We start from the raw sequence: 19,562 nt of genomic DNA on the forward strand, positions 1-19,562 counted from the left end.
ATAATAAAAAAAATTAAAAAATATATTTTTTTAAATTAGCATATCTTTTTTTAAAATATTTCTTAAAACATCCGATTCAGAAAAATCCTTTTTTTTATGTTTTTCAAGCCATAAATAATAAATTTTAATTTGTTCTTTGGTAACATTTTTTAAAACAATATTAATATTTAAACTTTTAAATAAATAAATTAATGTATTTTGCAATCTAGCTAAATATTCTAATTCAGTGATTTTATTTATTTTTTTTAATAATTCCTCAATTAAAGTTAAAATGTTAGGAGTATCAAAATCATTTGACATTAAAGAATAAAATTTATCAATATAAAATGAATCGACGCCTTTAATAAAAATTTTATTTAAAATTAATTGAAAATTATTCTTATTTAAAGTATAAAATATTTTATCATATTTTACTTTAATTTCTTTTATTAAATTATTATTATAATGAATAGGTTGTAAATAATGATAAGATAAAAAAAACATTTTAATAACATTTGAACTGAATTTATTTAATAAATCTTTCGCTAAAATAACATTTCCTAAAGATTTACTCATTTTATTTTTATTATATTCTACATATCCTATATGAATAAAAAAATTAGCTAATTTTTTTTGTTCTATAGCCCAAAATTGAGCTTGTTCATTAGTATGATGTGGAAATTTTAAATCAATTCCGCCGCCATGAATATCTATAGTATTTTTAAAGATACTATTAATCATTACAACACATTCTGTGTGCCATCCTGGTCTTCCAGGAAACCAAGGGCTATCATATTTAATTCCGACTTTAGTTTTTTTCCATAAAATAAAATCTTCTTTATTTTGTTTTTGAAAATCTAATATTATATTTCTAGAATTTTTTTTTAATTTTGTTAAATTTTGATCACTTAATAAACTATAATGAGGAATTAAATTCGATTTAAAACAAACTCCTTCATTTATAATATATGTATATCCTTTTTGAGTTAATTTCTCTATATATGATATTATTTCTGGAATATAATCAGTTACTAAAGGATGTTGATCTATTGTTGTGATTTCTAATTTCGATAATAAATTTAAAAAATGTTTTGTATATTTTTGAGATATCTGCGTTTCAGAAACTTCATTATCTATTGCTTTTTGAATAATTTTATCATCGATATCCGTAACATTTACTATTAGACGAACTTCATAACCTAAAATAGAAAAATATTTTTTAACAAGATCAAAAAAAATCAAAGGCCTTATATTTCCTATATGCAAATGTTCATATACTGTAGGGCCGCAAACATAAATATTTATTTTTTTTTTTTCTAATGAATAAAATTTTTCTTTTTGATTAGTTAAAGAATTATAAATTTTCAAGATAAAATCCTTTTTATTCTATTTATATTTAATAATTAAAATTTAATAATTTTTGAATATTATTTAAAATATTTTGTTTACCTAACAATTCTAAATACGTTAACAAATGAGGACCGTGTAGCTTTCCAGTACAAGCTATTCTCAAAGTTAAAAAAAGTTTTTTTCCTTTTAAATTAGTTAAGTCCCTGAATTTATTAATAAGCTGTTCTATAAAAAATGATTGAAAAATTTCTAATTTTACAAATAAATCTTTTAAAATTTTAATTACAGAAAAATCTTTTATTTCTTTTATAATAGGTATAATTTCATTATCTATTTGTTTATTTTCTTCAAAAAATTCTAAATATAAATTTACAATTTCTTGAATATAATTCATTCTATCTCTAAATAAAATAATTATTTTCTCTAAATATTCATCTTCTAAAAAAATTTTTTTCTCTTCAAAAAAAAATTTACTTTTTTCAACTATATACTTTAAAGACATTTTTTTTAAATATTGATTATTAATAAAAAATAATTTTTGATCATCGAAAACGGCTGGTGCTTTAACGAATCTTGTTTTATCAAAAAGAGAAATCATTTCTTCAGTCGAAAGAACAGTTTTATTAGTTTTCGGAGCAAAACCTAAAAAAAATAAAAAATTAAATAAAGCTTTAGGTAAAAAACCTAAATCAATATACTTTTTGATAAATTGAACTATATCAACATCTCTTTTGCTTAATTTTTTTTTATTTTTATTTAAAATCAAAGATATATGACCGAAAATAGGAATATCCCATCCAAAAGCTTCATAAATCATTATTTGCTTAGAAGTATTGGTAATATGTTCTTCTCCTCTTAAAACATGAGATATTTTCATTAAATAATCATCTATAACAACAGCATAATTATAAGTAGGGAATCCGTTTTCTTTAATTATAATCCAATCTTCTATTTGATCACTTTCAAAAGATAATTTGCCTCTTATCATATCATTAAATTCATATAAAGTATTCGAAGGAACTTTAAAACGGACTACAAATTTATCATTATTTCCTTGATATTCTTTGTAAGCTAACTTTTTATCTAATAAAATCTGAGTATATTTTTGATAAATAGATATTCTTTCTGATTGTCTATAAGGCCCCAATGGTCCTTTTAAATCTGGTCCTTCATCCCAAACTAAACCTAACCATTTTAATTGTTCCAATTGAGCTGATTCACTTTCTTTTATATTACGTTTTAAATCGGTATCTTCGATCCTAATAATAAATTTACCTTTATAACGACAAGCAAATAAATAATTAAACAAAGCTGTTCTAGCATTTCCAATATGTAAAAAACCAGTAGGACTAGGGGCGTAACGTAATCTTATTTCTTTCATATTTATAGAATCCTTAACCTGAAAAAATTGAATATTTTAAAAATAACAAGCATATATTTAAATAAAAAAAAGAGTCTTTTTTTATAGTAAAAAACTCTTTCAAATTTGTTGAAAAATATAAATAAAAAATTAACGTTTTGAAAATTGAGGAGCACGACGAGCTTTTTTTAAACCGTATTTTTTACGTTCTACACAACGAGAATCTCTTGTTAATAATCCAGATTTTTTCAAAATAATTCTTAAACTAGGTTCTGCTTCAACTAAAGATCTAGCTATCCCTAAAAGAATCGCTCCCGATTGAGATGTTATTCCTCCGCCATAAACATTAGCAACAATGTTATATTTTTCTAAAGTTTTAGTTAATTTTAAAGGCTTAATAGTTTCAAGACGAATGTCCTTAGAAGGAATATAATCAACAAAATCTCTTTTATTTATCTTAATATTCCCAGAACCTGAAACTAAAATTACTCTTGCGACGGAACTTTTACGTCTTCCTAAGCCAAAATATTGATTTTTATTCATTATAAATTATACCTCTAAAATTTTTGGTTTTTGCGATTCATGTCTATGCGATTCATTAGGATAAACAAACAATTTCTTACGCATTTGATTTCCTAATTTAGTATGTGGCAACATTCCGAAAATAGCTTTTTCAACAACACGAGTAGGAAATTTTTTCATCATTTCACCAGCAGTTATTTTAGACAAACCGCCTGGATAACCTGAATGTCTATAATAGACTTTTTTTTGCCATTTTTTTCCTGTTAAATGAATTTTAGATGCATTAATAACAGCAACATAATCACCATTATCAACATTCGGAGTGTAATGAGTTTTAGCTTTGCCTTTTAAAATACTAGCAATTTTAGTAGCACATCTACCTAAAACTTTTCCTTTGACATCAACTAAATACCATTTTTGAACTACTTGTTTTTTATTAATAGAAAAAGTTTTATTGTTGAATTTTAACTCTTCATTTTGATTTATAGTATCAGCCATAAATAATAACTCTTCCCTATCTAGATAATTTTTTATCTATAATTAATTTAATAACTTTCAATTAAACCTATTTTCTTATACAAAAAAATAAAATAATATTAACATCATTTTAAAAAATCATCTTAAAATTTATAATATAATTATATAAAAATAACATTAAAATGTCAATATAATTTATAATCTAATTCATAAAAAAAAATATAATTAAAATAAAAATATAATATTTTATTTATTTTAATTATATTTTTTTTTATTAAAATCAAAATTTGAATATAATTATATTTATTTTTAAAAAATTTAATATATTTAAATTTTTATGGAGCGAATGATGGGAATCGAACCCACATCTTTAGCTTGGAAGGCTAAGGTAATGGCCATTATACGACATTCGCTTATTTTATATAATGGTCGGGAAGACAGGATTTGAACCCGCGACCTCCTGGTCCCAAACCAGGCGCTATACCAAGCTAAGCTACTTCCCGCTTAATAATTATATAAAAAATTAAGTAAACAAATGGCACACCCAAGAGGATTCGAACCCCTAATCTTCTGATCCGTAGTCAGATGCTCTATCCAATTAAGCTATGGGTGTTTTTTTAGGATATTATTATTTGGTGACCCGTACGGGATTCGAACCCGTGAATGCATGCGTGAAAGGCATGTGAGTTAACCGTTTCTCCAACGGGCCTAATCTTATTTATAAATACAAAAATATAAAAAAAATTTTTGTTCTTTTTGAAATGCTACCAAAATAAATAAATAATAAAAATATAACTTTGTAATTATTACATAAATAATTTTAACATAATTTAACATAAAATATAATTAAAATAATATTTCTTTATTATAATATTAAAATAAAATAATTACAAAAATTAAAATTTTTTTAAAAATTTTAATAAACACTGAAAATAAAAAATAATTTTAAAAAATAAATTTACAAATTCAAATACTTATTTAAAATCAATACTTTATTCCACTCATATTATAATTTATTTAAGATTATTAATTAAATATTTAAAATCATTTTTTAAATTAAAAAATTATTATAACCACAACTAAAAAATATTTTTAATAAAATAATCAATTAAAATATTTTTTTATAACATTTCAAATTAAAAATTTATTAAAATTATTAATTTTTTTTAAAAAAAAGAACCTCTTTTAGAAATTCTTTTTTTTAAAAAAAATTAAATTTTATTTTATTATTTATTTTCTTGAAAAGATAAAACAATGACAATTAAAATAAATTCTATATTTTAATTTAATATTCTTTTATAATTTATATTTATTTTGGATCTTTTTTTGTTTTGAATTTAAATATTTGTTTTAATCCGATTTTATTATTTTTTGTATTTTTGTTATTTAATAACGGTTTATTTTTTTCCATTTCATTTAATAACGGTTTATCTTTTTCTATTTCTTCTTCAGATGAACTTTCGGATAAATTTTCATTTTCATATGAATTATTTTCTTCATTTAATTTGTCATTTTCAGAAATAACATTACTAGTTGGGATAATATCATTCGAATTTGTAATTGGAGAATTTGAATATGTTTTAGTAAAAGCAAAAACAGAAGCATAAAAAATCAAAAATGTAAATACAAATGAAACAATAAATAATTTAGAACCAAATTTTATAAAATTATAATCTTTATTAATTATTATATAAACCTCATTTACTAATTTATTTTTTTATTTTTTTATTTTTTTATTTTTTTATTTTTTTATTTTTTTATTTTAACTATAAAAGTGATTTTATTAAAAACCACCAAAAATATTATAAATGTTTTTTATATAATTTAAACACTTTTTTTAAATAATATTATTTTTCTAATTTAAAATAAATATTTTTTAAACTAAATTAATCAAATATCATATATATATAGAATCAAATTTGAATAAAAAAATAAATTTATTTTTTTATTCAAAAATAAACAAATTTTACTATTTTAAAAAAATAAAAAATTCAAACACAAAAGTTAAATTTAAAGAATAAAAGAATAACTTAGTTTAATTAATTTAAATTTAAAGTTTGTATATTTTTTAGGGCTCAGTGCGGAACTGCCACACAGCCACCTATTACATCAACAACAATTTAATTTAAATTATAAACTAAGTTCAACTTTAATAAGTTGAACTTTTTTTATTTTTTTTCCAAAATTTTCTCCTTTCTTTTTTTATTAAAATAAAAAAAGAACAATAAAATTGTTATTAATTTAACATTTTAACAACATGTATAGTCTAGTATTTTTTCTTTTTACTAAAAACAAAAAAACTAGTTTGTTTAACTAGTCTTTTCAGTATTAAAAATGAATTTATTTAAAAAAATTTATAACAGTGCGCAGTTGCCAATTATTTATTTTTTAAACGATTAATTTGTTTGATAATTTTGCTTATTTTAAAATTTTTAATTTGATTAAAGATGGTTGTTAAATGTTCTTTAGAAATAGTTTGTATTTGTTTTTTAATTTTAAAATGAGAACTATTTAAAGAATCTAACATTTTTTTAATTTTTTCATTTTCTTCTGAAATTTTTAATAAATTGTTTTCTATTTTATTTAAAGAATTATTTAAAATGTGTTCTTTCATTTGTTGAAAACTTTTATTTATTTCTTCTTCATCACAAAATTTTTGTTTTTTGTCTGAAAGAGCCAAAATTAATTCTTTATTTTTTCTTCCTAAAGCGGTAATGATATTCAAAAAAATTATTAAATAAGAAGGTCTAATGATAAACATATTTTTATATTCATTTACTTTTTTAACGGGATTATCATTTTCTGTATCATATTCTAATTCACTTACTAATAAGGCGAATTCTAAATTTTTATTATTACGATCTTTATCTAATTTTTTAAAAAATTGTTCATTTTTTTGTTTTTTAGTTTTTTCTAATAATTTCGTTTCTGATTTCATTTCTAAAATAGCTGAAGTTAAAATTTCATTTTCTTTTTTATTTTGGTCAAAATACAATTTATAAATAAAATCCCCTTTAGTTCCGTTAATAATTTCGTTATCTTTATACCAAGAAATATCATCAGTAATTAATATTTGATTTTGCATTTCATTATCACACCATTTTTCTAAATTTTCACCTATTAACTTAATGTTAAAATTAGCTCTTGTTAATGTTAATTGAGTAATTTCATTTTTTAAATGATTAATTTCGTTGTTTTTTATATTTTCTAATTCCATTGTTTTTTTAATCAATAAAATCTCTTTTTCATTCTCATATTTTTTTATTTTTTGTTCATATTCTTGTTGAATTTTTATTATTTTTTCTTGCATTTCTTTATTATGTATATGTTTTTGTAATGAATTTAAATTTAATTCTAAACATTCTTTTAAATTAATTATATCGCCTTTTTGAGCATTTTCTTGTAATTCTAATTCATATGAATTTTTAATTAAAACTTTTATTTTTTTCATATTTTATTTTTTTATTTTTATTTATTTTTTTAAAGAAATAATTTCGTTAAAATTAATTACTTTTTTTTCGGTATTAGTTAAATAAAAATAACCTTTCCTAATAAATTGGAATTTGTTATAATTTACATTTATATCTAACCCGCCTTCAACAAAAGCTATTTTTCGTATCCAAGAAAAATGATTAAATTCTGCTTTTAAATCTTTAGGATTATTATTTTCAAAAAGAGGTTGATAAAAATTTAAAAAAGCTTTTTTAGCTGTATTCATTTCTACAAAATGAATAGTTCCATTAGGTTTTCTTTCATTGAAAGAAATTCCACTTTTTGTTTTTGGATCGTAAGTAGCTAAAATCTCAATAATTTCGCCTTTTTTATTTTTTACAACATCCACCGCTTTAATAAAATAAAAATAAAATAATCTTACTTCTCCATTTAAAAATAATTTTTTAGATTTAGGATCTAATTTTTCAATTTGAAAATCTGATTTTTCAATATAAATATGTTTAGAAAAAAAAACTTTTCGCATCCCTAAATCAAGATCTTTATGATAAGGTACATCAGAAGATTCTATTTTATCTTCAGGATAATTAATAATAGTTACTTTTAAAGGTTCATCTACAACCATTATTTTTTTAGCTTTTTTTTGTAAATCTTCTCTCAAAAAAGAATATAACATATCTTGATTAACATAAGTATTATTTTTGGAAAGACCAATTTCAAGAATAAATTTTTTAATAGATTCGGGAGTATATCCTTTATTCCTCATACCTCTTAAAGTTGGCATTCTAGGATCATCCCATCCTTGAACTAAACCAGAACTAACTAAAAATTTTAAACTTCTTTTGCTTAAAATGGTTTGCGTAATATTCATACGACCAAATTCTATTTGAGTCGACACATGTTCCATTTCAGTTTCTTTTATGACCCAATCATATAAAGGTCGATGATCTTTAAATTCCAAAGAACATAAAGAATGCGAAATACCTTCAATTGCATCTTCTAAAGGATGCGCGAAATTATATGAAGGAAAAATAAAATAATGTTTATTTTTTAAAGTATAAGCGTCAAGAATTTTATATAAAACAGGGTCTCTTAAATTCATATTAGGACTTGCCATATCAATTTTAGCTCTTAAAACTTTATTTTCTTCTTTAAAAAAACCATTTTTCATTTTTTCAAATAATTCTAAATTTTTTTCTATACTACGATTACGATAAGGAGAATTTATTCCTGGTGTAAATAAATCTCCTCTATATTTTTTTAATTCTTCCGCGCTCAAATCATCTACAAATGCTAAATTTTTTTTAATTAATATAACTGCTCTTTTGTACATTTCTTCGAAATAATCCGAAGCGAATAAAATTTTATCTGGTGTATAACCTAACCATTTAACATCTTTGAGAATAAAATCTACATATTCTTGTTTTTCGACAATAGGATTTGTATCGTCGTATCTTAAATAAGTTTTTCCGTTAAAAAATTTGGCTAATTCGAAATTAATAATAATAGAACGTGCGTGTCCTAAATGAAGAAAACCATTTGGTTCAGGTGGAAAACGAGTAATTATTTTTGTATATTTTTTATTTTTTAAATCTTCTGCAATAATACTCTTGATAAAATTCGATCCTTGAAACATTTATTAAAAAACCTCACTTATTTTATCATTAAATTTGTATATAAAATATATTTTATATTTTTTGATTATCCTATAGATAAATCAGGATTCGCTGTTAAATTATATTTTTTCTTTCCTTTAAAGGGACCAAATATATTTTGATAATAAGCAGCAATTCCGATCATAGCTGCTTGATCAGTGCAATATATAGGAGAAGGGATGATCAATCTTAATTCTGGAAAAGCATTTTTAAATTGATTTTTCAAAAATTGATTAGAAGCTACTCCGCCTACAATTATTAACTCTTTAGAAGGATATAAATTTAAAGCTCTTTTAGTTTTTGTTATTAAAACATCTGCGACACTAGATTGAAAAGAAGCACAAATATTATTAATATCTGAATCAATATTTTTTCTTTTATTAATAAAATTTATAATTTTACTTTTTAAACCTGAAAAGCTAAAATTTAAATTTTTATTTTTTAAATAAGGGCGTGGAAATGAAAATAAATCTTCTCCTTTTAATGCTAATTGTTCAATTATAGGACCTCCAGGATAACCTAAATTTAAAGTTCTAGCAATTTTATCATAAATTTCACCTACTGCGTCATCTAAAGTAGTGCCAATTTCTTTAATTTGAAAGTGATTATTAAAATAAAACAATTCTGTATGTCCTCCTGAAATCAAAAGAACTAAGGAAGGAAATTTTATTTCATTCTCTATTTGGGAAGCATAAATATGGCCTATCAAATGATTAACACCTATTAAAGGTTTATCATAAATGTAAGCAAAAGTGTTTGCAACATTAACACCAGTAAATAAAGAACCTATTAAACCAGGGCCTTGAGTTACAGCTACCAAATCAATTTCTCGAGGCTTTATTTGAGCTTTTTTTAAAGCTTCTGATAAAACCAAAGTAATAATTTCTACATGTTTACGAGAAGCTAATTCTGGAACTACACCACCAAATTTTTGATGATATTTTATTTGCGAAAAAATCACATTAGATAAAATATTTTTCCCATCTTTTACAACTGCAATGCTTGTTTCATCACAACTAGTTTCAATTGATAAAATAATCATATTATATAAAATTACCTAACTTCTTTCTTTTTTTAAAAACGAAATTTGAAATTATATTTCAAGATTAAATATAATAATTAGGAACTAAATAAGAAATTTGCTCTACTTTTTTCATATAAAAAAAAATTTTTAAAGGAGATATTTTAAAATTATCTTTATCTAATAATAAATGATTTTCGAAACTATCTAAAAAATCTTTTTCATAAATATTTTCGGATAAAATAATTTCTTCATTTTTTAAACTTAAACTATAAAAAAAATTTCGTTTCGCATAAATCTTAGGAGTTTTGATTTTTTGTGTATATCCGCTAGATAGCAGTAACAAACTACTTATTTCATATAAAGATATATCCAGTTCTAAAGATAAAATTTTTGATGTCAAAACTGCTAATCTACTTCCTATATAAGAACCTGGACCAACACCAACAATAATACCGTATAAATCTTTTAAATTTAAATTATTTTTTTCTAATATTCGAGAAATTAAAGGAATTATTTCAGAAACAAAATTTTTTTTTAATAAATTTGTTTCTATACTAATAATGTCAGTCGAAGTACTCAAAATAACTATTTGAATATTAGTAGAAACATCTAAAATAATATATTTTTTAATTTTATCCGAAACCATATATGAAAAATATCACTTTCTTATATTTGATATTAAATATTAAAATGTATCAATATTTTTTTCTATAAAAATATCTCTTTTTTGGCTATTCAAAACTTTAATTTGAATTCTAAAATCCCAATAATTAAAAAAAGAAATTATATTTTGATTTGTCTCAATTACTAAAATATCGCCTTCATCTGTATTTTCCAATAATTCTTCTATTTCTATTGAAAAGTATTTCATTTGTTTTTTATAATAATATTTATCATCTAAAAGACGGTACAAATCCAAATGATGTAATTTTTGTTCTTTATTTTGATGAGTTTTTAATAAAATAAAAGTAGGACTCTTAATTTCGGTTTTAATACATAATTTTTTAGCTATTCCTTTAGTAAAAATTGTTTTCCCTGCTCCTATTCTTCCTTCAATAATAATAATGCATCTTTTTTTTTCTTTATTTAAATAATTTGAAATAATTGTTTGGCATAAATCAAACCCTAACTTCTTAGTTTGAGCTTCTGAAAAAGTTGTGATATTGTAATAATTTTTTGTTTTCGAAAAAAACATATCGAGTCAAACCTTAATAAATTATTTTAATATAAAAAAATAAAAAAACAGCTAATTTTTATAAAAAATTTATTTAGATGTTTTTTATTTAAAAATTCAAAAATACTAATTTACAAAATATCTATTTTTTCTTTATCATTGATAATAACAAAATTAAATAATTTATCGGAATCTTTTAATTTAACTAATTTATTTCCTTGAGTTACTTTGGATTTAGGAGTTGGAATTTTGTTATTGTTAACTAATCTAATTATTTTGCCACGATCAGAAATTAAAACTAATTCTTCGTCATTAAAAACAGCTTTTAATGCAATAATTTTACCATTTTTAGAAGTAATTTTTAAAGTTTTTATGCCTTTTCCGCCTCTTTTTTGATTTTTATATTCGTTAATTTTATTTTTCTTACCATATCCTAATTCAGTAACAACTAAAATATCTTGTTTATTTGATTCAACAATTGTAGCTCCTATCAAAGTTTCATCAGAATTTAATTTCATTCCAATAACTCCACTACCCATTCTACTAGTTTGTTTAATAGTTTTTTCGTTAAAACGAATAGCTTTACCATCAGAACTCGCCATAATAATATCTTGTTCGCCTGAACTTTTTAAAACTGTCAAAACTTCATCATCATTTTTTAAAGTGAAAGCTATTTTGCCTTTACTTTGAATATTTTGATAATCTGAAATATTATTTCTTTTTATTAAACCTTTTTTAGTTATTAGAACTAAATAATTATGTTCTTGCTTTAAATGAGGGTTAATACTTGTAACAGAAGTTAAAAATTCTCCTTCACTTAAAGGAATTAAATTGATAAGTGGTATACCTTTTGCTTGTCGAGAATAATCAGGTATTTCGTAACCCTTCATGCGGTAAACTTTCCCTTTGTTTGTAAAAAATAATTGATAATCATGAGTAGAAGTAATAACTATATGTTTTACGAAATCATTTTCATTCATAGTGATTCCGCTAACACCAGTTCCGCCTTTATTTTGTTTTTTATAAGTATCTAAATCTAAACGTTTGATGTAACCTTTATTAGTAATAGTAATAAGAATAGAATTTTCTTGAATTAAAGTTTCTTCAGATATATTAATTTCTACATCTTTTCTTATTAAAGTTTGTCTTTCGTCTTGAAAAACCTTTTTTAATTGCAGCAATTCTTTTTTAAGAATTTGTTCTTTTTTAGTTTGAGAATTAATAATAATTTCACATTCTAAAATTTGTTTAATTAAATTTTGTTCTTCTGTTTTTATTTTTTCTACTTCTAAATTTGTTATTTTTTGTAAACTCATCTCTAAAATATATTTACTTTGAATTTCATCAAAATTATATTTTAACATTAATTTTTCACGTGCTTCTTTAACATTACTAGAACTTTTTATTAATTCAATTGCGTCATCAATATCATTTAAAACAATTACCGCTGATTGAATTAAATGTTTTTTTGATAAAGCGTTTTTTAATTCAAATTGTTTTTGACGATTAATTATATTTATTCTAAAAGTGAAAAAAGCTTCTAAGATTTGTTTCAAATTAACAAGTTGAGGTTTTTTATTAATTAAAACAATCATATTAAAATGAAAAGATACTTGTACTTGAGAACGTTTATACAAATTATTTAAAAATATTTTAGGATTAATGTCTTTTCTTAAATCAATAACAATTTTAATACCTTGGCGATTAGAAGACTCGTCTCTTAAATCTGTAATTCCCTCTAAAATTTTGTTTTTCTGCAAAGAAACAATATTTTTAATTAAATTACTTTTTTTCATTTGATAAGGAATTTCTGTAATAATTATCGAACTTTTATTTTTTTCAGAAGTCACAATATTAATTTTAGAACGAATAATAATTTTTCCTCTTCCTTTTTCATAAATTTCTTGGAATTTATCAACTTCTAAAATTTCTCCACCAGTAGGAAAATCAGGACCTTTAATATATGTAACTAATTCAGAAATAGAAATCTCTTTATTATTTATATAAGCATTCAAAGCATCAATAACTTCACCTAAATTATGAGAAGGAATATTAGTAGCCATTCCTACAGCTATACCCGTTGCTCCATTTACTAAAAGATTAGGAAAACTTGTCGGAAGAATTACTGGTTCTTTTTCGCTTCCATCATAATTATCTACAAAATCAATAGTGTTCTGATCTATTTCTTTAATTAATTCCATTGCTATTTTTGACATACGTACTTCTGTATAACGCATTGCCGCAGCAGAATCTCCATCAATAGAACCAAAGTTACCGTGCCCATCAATTAAAGGATAGCGATAATTAAAATTTTGCGCCATTCTTACCATTGCTTCATAAATACTACTATCACCATGAGGATGATATTTACCCATAACATCACCGACAATTCTAGCAGCTTTTTTGTAACTAGTTTGCGAAGTGACACCTAATTCTTTCATACTATATATAATTCTTCTTTGAACAGGTTTTAAACCATCTTGAATTTCTGGTAAAGCTCTTGAAACAATAACACTCATGGCGTAATCTAAAAAAGATTTTTCCATTTCTTGACTAATATTTACTTCTTTAACAGATCCTATATTATTTATTTCTGAAATATCAGAATTCGAATTATTTAAAGAATTGTTTTTTTTAATTTTATTTGACATAATTTAATCGCCTTTTTAATATTAATAAATTAAATATCTATATTCGCTTTGTAAGCGTTTTCTTCAATAAATTTTTTTCTTTGAGAAACAAGTTTACCCATTAATTTATCAAAAATTTTATCAGCTTCTACAGCATCTTTCAAACATACTTTTAATAAAGTTCTATGTTTCGGATCCATAGTAGTGTCCCAAAGTTGCTCCGGATTCATTTCACCTAAACCTTTGTATCTTTGTGAAGAAATTTTTTTATTTTGAATTTCAATGCTATTTTTATATTCTTTATAATCTTTTTCATTATAAAAATATTTAATTTTTTTATTTTTTTCTACTTTATATAGAGGCGGTTGCGCAAAATAAACATAACCATTTTCAATTAAAGGTTTTAAATTTCTAAAAAAGAAAGTAAGAATTAAAGTTCTAATATGTGCTCCGTCGACATCAGCATCTGTCATTATAATAATACGATGATAACGCGCTTTACTTAAATTAAATTCTTTATCAATACCAGTTCCTATCGCTTGTATTAAAGACACAATTTCATTATTACTTAAAACTTTTTCTGAATGAGATTTTTCTACATTAATAATTTTACCTCTTAATGGTAAAATAGCTTGAAATTGAGAATCTCTTCCTTGTTTAGCAGAACCTCCTGCTGAATCTCCCTCTACAATATATAATTCAGATAAAATAGGATCTTTTGTATAACAATCAGTTAATTTGGAATTAAAATTTAATAATTCTAAAGACATTTTTTTTCTAGTAATTTCACGTACTTTTTTAGCAGCTATTCTAGCTTTCATAGATAATAAGCATTTATCTATTATTTGCTTAGCTTCTTGAGGATTTTCTAATAAATGACTTTCCAAAAATTCACCAAAAGATTTAGAAATAAATTGTCTAACTTCATGACTACCTAATTTATTTTTAGTTTGCCCTTCGAATAATGGATTAGGATGTTTTAAAGAAATAATAGCCGTAAGACCTTCTAAAGTATCTTCACTAATTAAGCTTGTTTCTTTTTTTAATATTTTTTTATCTTTAGCATATTTATTTAATATCCTATTCAAAGCTATTTTAAAACCTTCTTCGTGTGTTCCACCTTCTTTTGTAGGAATATTATTAACAAAAGAATAAATATTTTGGCTATATTTATTTGTATATTGGAAAGTAATTTCATAAAATATATTATCAAAAAAATATTCTTTATAAAAAATTTGAGTTAACGTGCTTTTATTCTGATTTAAGTATAAAATATATTCCTTAACTCCTTCTTTATAATAAAAATTAAATTTTTGAGCCGGTTGGAATCTGCTATCAGTAATGTTTAATTTAATATTTCTGTTCAAAAAAGCTAACTGTTGCATTCTATCTTTTAAAACATCTAATTTATAATTAAAATTGGTCATAATTTCAAAAATTTCCGGATCAGGAGTAAATGTAATTATTGTTCCTTTTTTATCTGTGAAACCTTTTTTAGTTAAAGGAATGATTGGTTTTCCTTGTTCATATTTTTGATAATATATTTCGTTATTCAAATGAATTTCGACAGTAAACCAAGAAGAAAGAGCGTTTACAACAGAAGCTCCAACTCCATGTAATCCTCCAGAGATTTGATAAGAAGAATTGTCAAATTTTCCGCCCGCATGCAAAGTTGTTAAAATAGTTTCTACAGCTGGTTTATTAGTTTTTGGATGAATGTCAACTGGTATACCCCTTCCATTATCAGAAATACAAACAATATTATTATCTAAAATTTCTAAATTAATTTCGTCAGCGAAACCTGCTAATGATTCATCTATAGAATTATCTATAATTTCCCAAACTAAATGGTATAAACCTTTTTCTGAAGTAGAACCGATATACATACCAGGTCTTATCCTAACAGCTTCTAATCCTTCTAAAACTTGAATACTTTCAGCATCATATTTCTTGATTTTAGTCATTTATAAATTCAAAATCTCCTGTTATATTTTAAATTAAAACAAATTTAAATATTTTTTTATATCATAAAAAATTTTTTTATCAAAAAATATAATTTAAAACAATATAAAACATTTATAAAAATTATAACATAAAAAACGCTAACTTTATAAAAATTAGCGTTTTTACGTTATTTATTTTTATTCTAAATATTTTTTTAATAAATAATAACAACTACTTAATAATAATAAAAACTATTTTTAAATATATGATTATATTATAATAATTTTGAGTAATAAGTTATAAAAACATCTAATCACATTTTAGCCAATAATAAAATATTATTAATATTTTATTAAAAAAATGCAAATTTTTATTATTAATTATTTTTTTATTTAGAATTTTAAAATAATAAGGCTTTTATTAAAAAAACTCTTTAAAAAAAATAAGATTGTAAATATATTTATGGTTTTAAAAAATAAAATGATAAATATATTTAAATTTTAATACCTTCAGATATATTTTTACTTTATGATGCCGATTTTATTAATTTTTTAGGCTTATATTTAAAAAAATTTATAATTAACTCTTAATTTGAATTAATCTTTTTATTTAATGAAAGAGAAACCTAAATAATTAAAAATCATTGAATCAAAATATAAAAAAATTAATATAATTTAAATATGATTTTTTCTTATTTTAATTCGAAAACATCTATATACAATATTTTATAAATTAGATTTTAAAATTATTATTATTCGATAAATCAAAGATTGAGAATATTATAACTATAATTTATCAAAAAAAATCATCTCAATAAAATTAAGAATAAAATTTCAAATTTTTATAAAATATAAATTAACAATAATAAAATAAATAAAAATAAAAAAACAATAATAAATATTATATAATTTTTCGAATTATTTACATTTTGTCGTTCAAATATATCAAAAGTAACTGAAACTTTTCCTTCAAAATCTTTAGAAACTATAATGGTGCCTTCAGGATTTAATATCCCATCAACTTGCAGATCGTTTTTATCCAAAATAGGATTTAAATTTTTAATTTTCGCTATAATTATTTGATTATTAATTTCATCAAAAATTCCTAGTTTTGTTGTTTTCAAAACATCTTTTAATCGAAAAGTTTGTTGTGAAATTTGTGAAGTAATTTGTGAAGGAATTTTTTTAATATTATAAGTAACTAAAACCTTACCTTCAAAATCTTTAGAAGTGATTATAGCTTCTTGTAAATTCGGCATTTCATCAAATCGAAGTTCGTTTTTATCTAAAATAGGATTTAGATTTTTAATTTTATTTATAATTGTTTGAATATTAAAATCATCCAAAGTTCCTAATTCTGTTTTTTTTAAAACATCTTTTAACTTAGGAGTTTGTGTTATATTTTTTTTAATATTGTAAGTGACTAAAACTTTACCTTCAAAATCTTTAGAAGTGATTATAGCTTCTTGTAAATTCGGTGTTTCATCAAATCGAAGTTCGTTTTTATCTAAAATAGGATTTAGATTTTTAATTTTATTTATAATTGTTTGAATATTAAAAACATCCAAAGTTCCTAATTCTGTTGTTTTCAAAAAATCTTTTAACTTAGAGGTTTGTGGTATATTTTGTTTAATATTATAAGTGACCGAAACCTTACCTTCAAAATCTTTAGAAAAGATAATGGCTTCTTTATTACTTATTATTTTTTCAACTTGAATATTATTTTTATTTAAATTGGGATTTATTTTTTTAATTTGCTCTATAATTGTTTGAATATTAAAAACATCCAAAGTTCCTAATTCTGTTTTTTTTAAAACATCTTTTAACTTAGGAGTTTGTGTTATATTTTTTTTAATATTATAAGTGACTAAAACCTTACCTTCAAAATCTTTAGAAAAGATAATGGCTTCTTTATTACTTATTATTTTTTCAACTTGAATATTATTTTTATTTAAATTGGGATTTATTTTTTTAATTTGCTCTATAATTGTTTGAATATTAAAATCATCCAAAGTTCCTAATTCTGTTATTTTTAAAACATCTTTTAACTTAGGAGTTTGTGTTATATTTTTTTTAATATTGTAAGTGACTAAAACTTTACCTTCAAAATCTTTAGAAGTGATTATAGCTTCTTGTAAATTCGGTGTTTCATCAAATCGAAGTTCGTTTTTATCTAAAATAGGATTTAGATTTTTAATTTTATTTATAATTGTTTGAATATTAAAATCATCCAAAGTTCCTAATTCTGTTGTTTTCAAAAAATCTTTTAACTTAGGGGTTTGTGGTATATTTTGTTTAATATTATAAGTGACTGAAACCTTACCTTCAAAATCTTTAGAAAAGATAATGGCTTCTTTATTACTTATTATTTTTTCAACTTGAATATTATTTTTATTTAAATTGGGATTTATTTTTTTAATTTGCTCTATAATTGTTTGAATATTAAAAACATCCAAAGTTCCTAATTCTGTTTTTTTTAAAACATCTTTTAACTTAGGAGTTTGTGGTATATTTTTTTTAATATTATAAGTAACTGAAACCTTACCTTCAAAATCTTTAGAAAAGATAATGGCTTCTTTATTACTTATTATTTTTTCAACTTGAATATTATTTTTATTTAAATTGGGATTTATTTTTTTAATTTGCTCTATAATTGTTTGAATATTAAAATCATCCAAAGTTCCTAATTCTGTTATTTTTAAAACATCTTTTAACTTAGGAGTTTGTGTTATATTTTTTTTAATATTGTAAGTGACTAAAACTTTACCTTCAAAATCTTTAGAAGTGATTATAGCTTCTTGTAAATTCGGTGTTTCATCAAATCGAAGTTCGTTTTTATCTAAAATAGGATTTAGATTTTTAATTTTATTTATAATTGTTTGAATATTAAAAACATCCAAAGTTCCTAATTCTGTTTTTTTTAAAACATCTTTTAACTTAGGAGTTTGTGGTATATTTTTTTTAATATTATAAGTGACTGAAACCTTACCTTCAAAATCTTTAGAAAAGATAATGGCTTCTTTATTACTTATTATTTTTTCAACTTGAATATTATTTTTATTTAAATTGGGATTTATTTTTTTAATTTGCTCTATAATTGTTTGAATATTAAAAACATCCAAAGTTCCTAATTCTGTTTTTTTTAAAAAATCTTTTAACTTAGGAGTTTGTGGTATATTTTTTTTAATATTATAAGTGACTGAAACCTTACCTTCAAAATCTTTAGAAAAGATAATGGATTCTTTATTACTTATTATTTTTTCAACTTGAATATTATTTTTATTTAAATTGGGATTTATTTTTTTAATTTGCTCTATAATTGTTTGAATATTAAGTTCATCCAAAGACCCTAGTTCTGTTGTTTTTAATATTTTCGAAAATCTATTTTCATAAATAAAAGAAAATTTATATTTTTGTAATAAATTATCATTTAATTTAACTAATGTCGGAAATTCTAATACAAAATAATATTTATTACCTGGAATAAAAAAAGAAGTATCAGAAGGGAAATTACTGCTTTTATCAATAATCTTAGCTAATGAAATATTTTTTAAAATAAATGCTTTTTCTTTATCATCTACTACAATTCTTTTTTGATTTATTTGATTTATCAAACATTGTTTTAAATCATTTATTTTAGGACTTAACAAATCATTTCTTGATAATAAATCAAAATTATAATTCTTTTCAGCGTAAACTATATTTTTAATACAAATATAAAACATAAAAATAATAAAATAAAAAAAATATTTTAAATTAATTAGTTTATAATTTTTATTTTTTATCATAATTTATGATGCTACCTTTACTTTATTTTTTAATTAAAGTTAAATATAAATCAATAAATTAAAATATAAAAATCCAATTCTAACTAAATTTTTAATAAAAATATTTTATAAAAATTATTTTTTTGTATAAAAAATATATTTATTTAAATATCATAATTAAACATAAAATAATCTTTTTTAATAAATGTAAAACATTACTAAAAAAATTTT

13 protein-coding genes and 4 tRNA genes are annotated in these 19,562 nt (G+C 21.6%); all 17 read right to left on the reverse strand.

All coding sequences use genetic code 11. The features are described from left to right. Window positions 1–30: 30 nt before the first annotated feature. Window positions 31–1,347 (reverse strand): cysteine--tRNA ligase, encoded by a 1,317-nt coding sequence (gene cysS / locus RS022_RS03315; RefSeq protein ID WP_268849762.1) that lies wholly within the window; start codon window positions 1,345–1,347, stop codon window positions 31–33. Window positions 1,348–1,375: 28 nt separating this feature from the next. Further along, window positions 1,376–2,710: a glutamate--tRNA ligase gene (gene gltX, locus RS022_RS03320; RefSeq protein WP_268849763.1), complete on the reverse strand. Its 1,335-nt coding sequence runs from the start codon at window positions 2,708–2,710 to the stop codon at window positions 1,376–1,378. Between the two features lie 129 nt (window positions 2,711–2,839). Continuing rightward, window positions 2,840–3,232, reverse strand: coding sequence for a 30S ribosomal protein S9 (gene rpsI, locus RS022_RS03325; protein WP_268849764.1), 393 nt, complete (start codon window positions 3,230–3,232; stop codon window positions 2,840–2,842). 6 nt (window positions 3,233–3,238) lie between these two features. Next, entirely contained in the window at window positions 3,239–3,709 is a 471-nt protein-coding gene (gene rplM / locus RS022_RS03330; protein ID WP_268849765.1) for a 50S ribosomal protein L13, read from the reverse strand. A 317-nt stretch (window positions 3,710–4,026) separates the two neighbouring features. Beyond that, window positions 4,027–4,101, reverse strand: a tRNA-Gly gene (locus tag RS022_RS03335). A gap of 13 nt (window positions 4,102–4,114) precedes the next feature. Then, window positions 4,115–4,191, reverse strand: a tRNA-Pro gene (locus RS022_RS03340). 33 nt (window positions 4,192–4,224) lie between these two features. Next, window positions 4,225–4,301, reverse strand: a tRNA-Arg gene (locus RS022_RS03345). Between the two features lie 20 nt (window positions 4,302–4,321). Then, window positions 4,322–4,397 (reverse strand) — tRNA-Glu (locus RS022_RS03350). A gap of 600 nt (window positions 4,398–4,997) precedes the next feature. Next, window positions 4,998–5,303, reverse strand: a complete 306-nt coding sequence (locus RS022_RS03355; protein ID WP_268849766.1) for a hypothetical protein — start codon at window positions 5,301–5,303, stop codon at window positions 4,998–5,000. A gap of 762 nt (window positions 5,304–6,065) precedes the next feature. Next, complete coding sequence (locus RS022_RS03360; RefSeq protein WP_268849767.1) at window positions 6,066–7,139, reverse strand: DUF2130 domain-containing protein; 1,074 nt, start codon at window positions 7,137–7,139, stop codon at window positions 6,066–6,068. A gap of 21 nt (window positions 7,140–7,160) precedes the next feature. Beyond that, window positions 7,161–8,774 (reverse strand): glutamine--tRNA ligase, encoded by a 1,614-nt coding sequence (glnS, locus tag RS022_RS03365; RefSeq protein WP_268849768.1) that lies wholly within the window; start codon window positions 8,772–8,774, stop codon window positions 7,161–7,163. 65 nt (window positions 8,775–8,839) lie between these two features. Beyond that, entirely contained in the window at window positions 8,840–9,835 is a 996-nt protein-coding gene (tsaD, locus tag RS022_RS03370) for a tRNA (adenosine(37)-N6)-threonylcarbamoyltransferase complex transferase subunit TsaD (protein WP_268849769.1), read from the reverse strand. 64 nt (window positions 9,836–9,899) lie between these two features. Then, complete coding sequence (gene tsaB, locus RS022_RS03375; protein ID WP_268849770.1) at window positions 9,900–10,463, reverse strand: tRNA (adenosine(37)-N6)-threonylcarbamoyltransferase complex dimerization subunit type 1 TsaB; 564 nt, start codon at window positions 10,461–10,463, stop codon at window positions 9,900–9,902. A gap of 39 nt (window positions 10,464–10,502) precedes the next feature. After that, window positions 10,503–11,012, reverse strand: a complete 510-nt coding sequence (gene tsaE / locus RS022_RS03380; RefSeq protein ID WP_268849771.1) for a tRNA (adenosine(37)-N6)-threonylcarbamoyltransferase complex ATPase subunit type 1 TsaE — start codon at window positions 11,010–11,012, stop codon at window positions 10,503–10,505. Window positions 11,013–11,122: 110 nt separating this feature from the next. Continuing rightward, the gene (gene gyrA, locus RS022_RS03385; RefSeq protein ID WP_268849772.1) at window positions 11,123–13,642 is read right to left on the reverse strand and encodes a DNA gyrase subunit A; all 2,520 of its coding nucleotides are present in this window, start codon (window positions 13,640–13,642) and stop codon (window positions 11,123–11,125) included. A 29-nt stretch (window positions 13,643–13,671) separates the two neighbouring features. Then, window positions 13,672–15,585 carry a DNA topoisomerase (ATP-hydrolyzing) subunit B gene (gene gyrB, locus RS022_RS03390; protein WP_268849773.1) on the reverse strand — a complete coding sequence of 638 codons (1,914 nt, stop codon included), beginning with the start codon at window positions 15,583–15,585 and terminating at the stop codon, window positions 13,672–13,674. An 821-nt stretch (window positions 15,586–16,406) separates the two neighbouring features. Beyond that, window positions 16,407–19,352 carry a BamA/TamA family outer membrane protein gene (locus RS022_RS03395; RefSeq protein WP_268849774.1) on the reverse strand — a complete coding sequence of 982 codons (2,946 nt, stop codon included), beginning with the start codon at window positions 19,350–19,352 and terminating at the stop codon, window positions 16,407–16,409. Window positions 19,353–19,562: the final 210 nt, after the last annotated feature.

The sequence above is a fragment of the Candidatus Phytoplasma rubi genome, assembly GCF_026821955.1.
Taxonomy (GTDB): domain Bacteria; phylum Bacillota_I; class Bacilli_A; order Acholeplasmatales; family Acholeplasmataceae; genus Phytoplasma; species Phytoplasma vitis.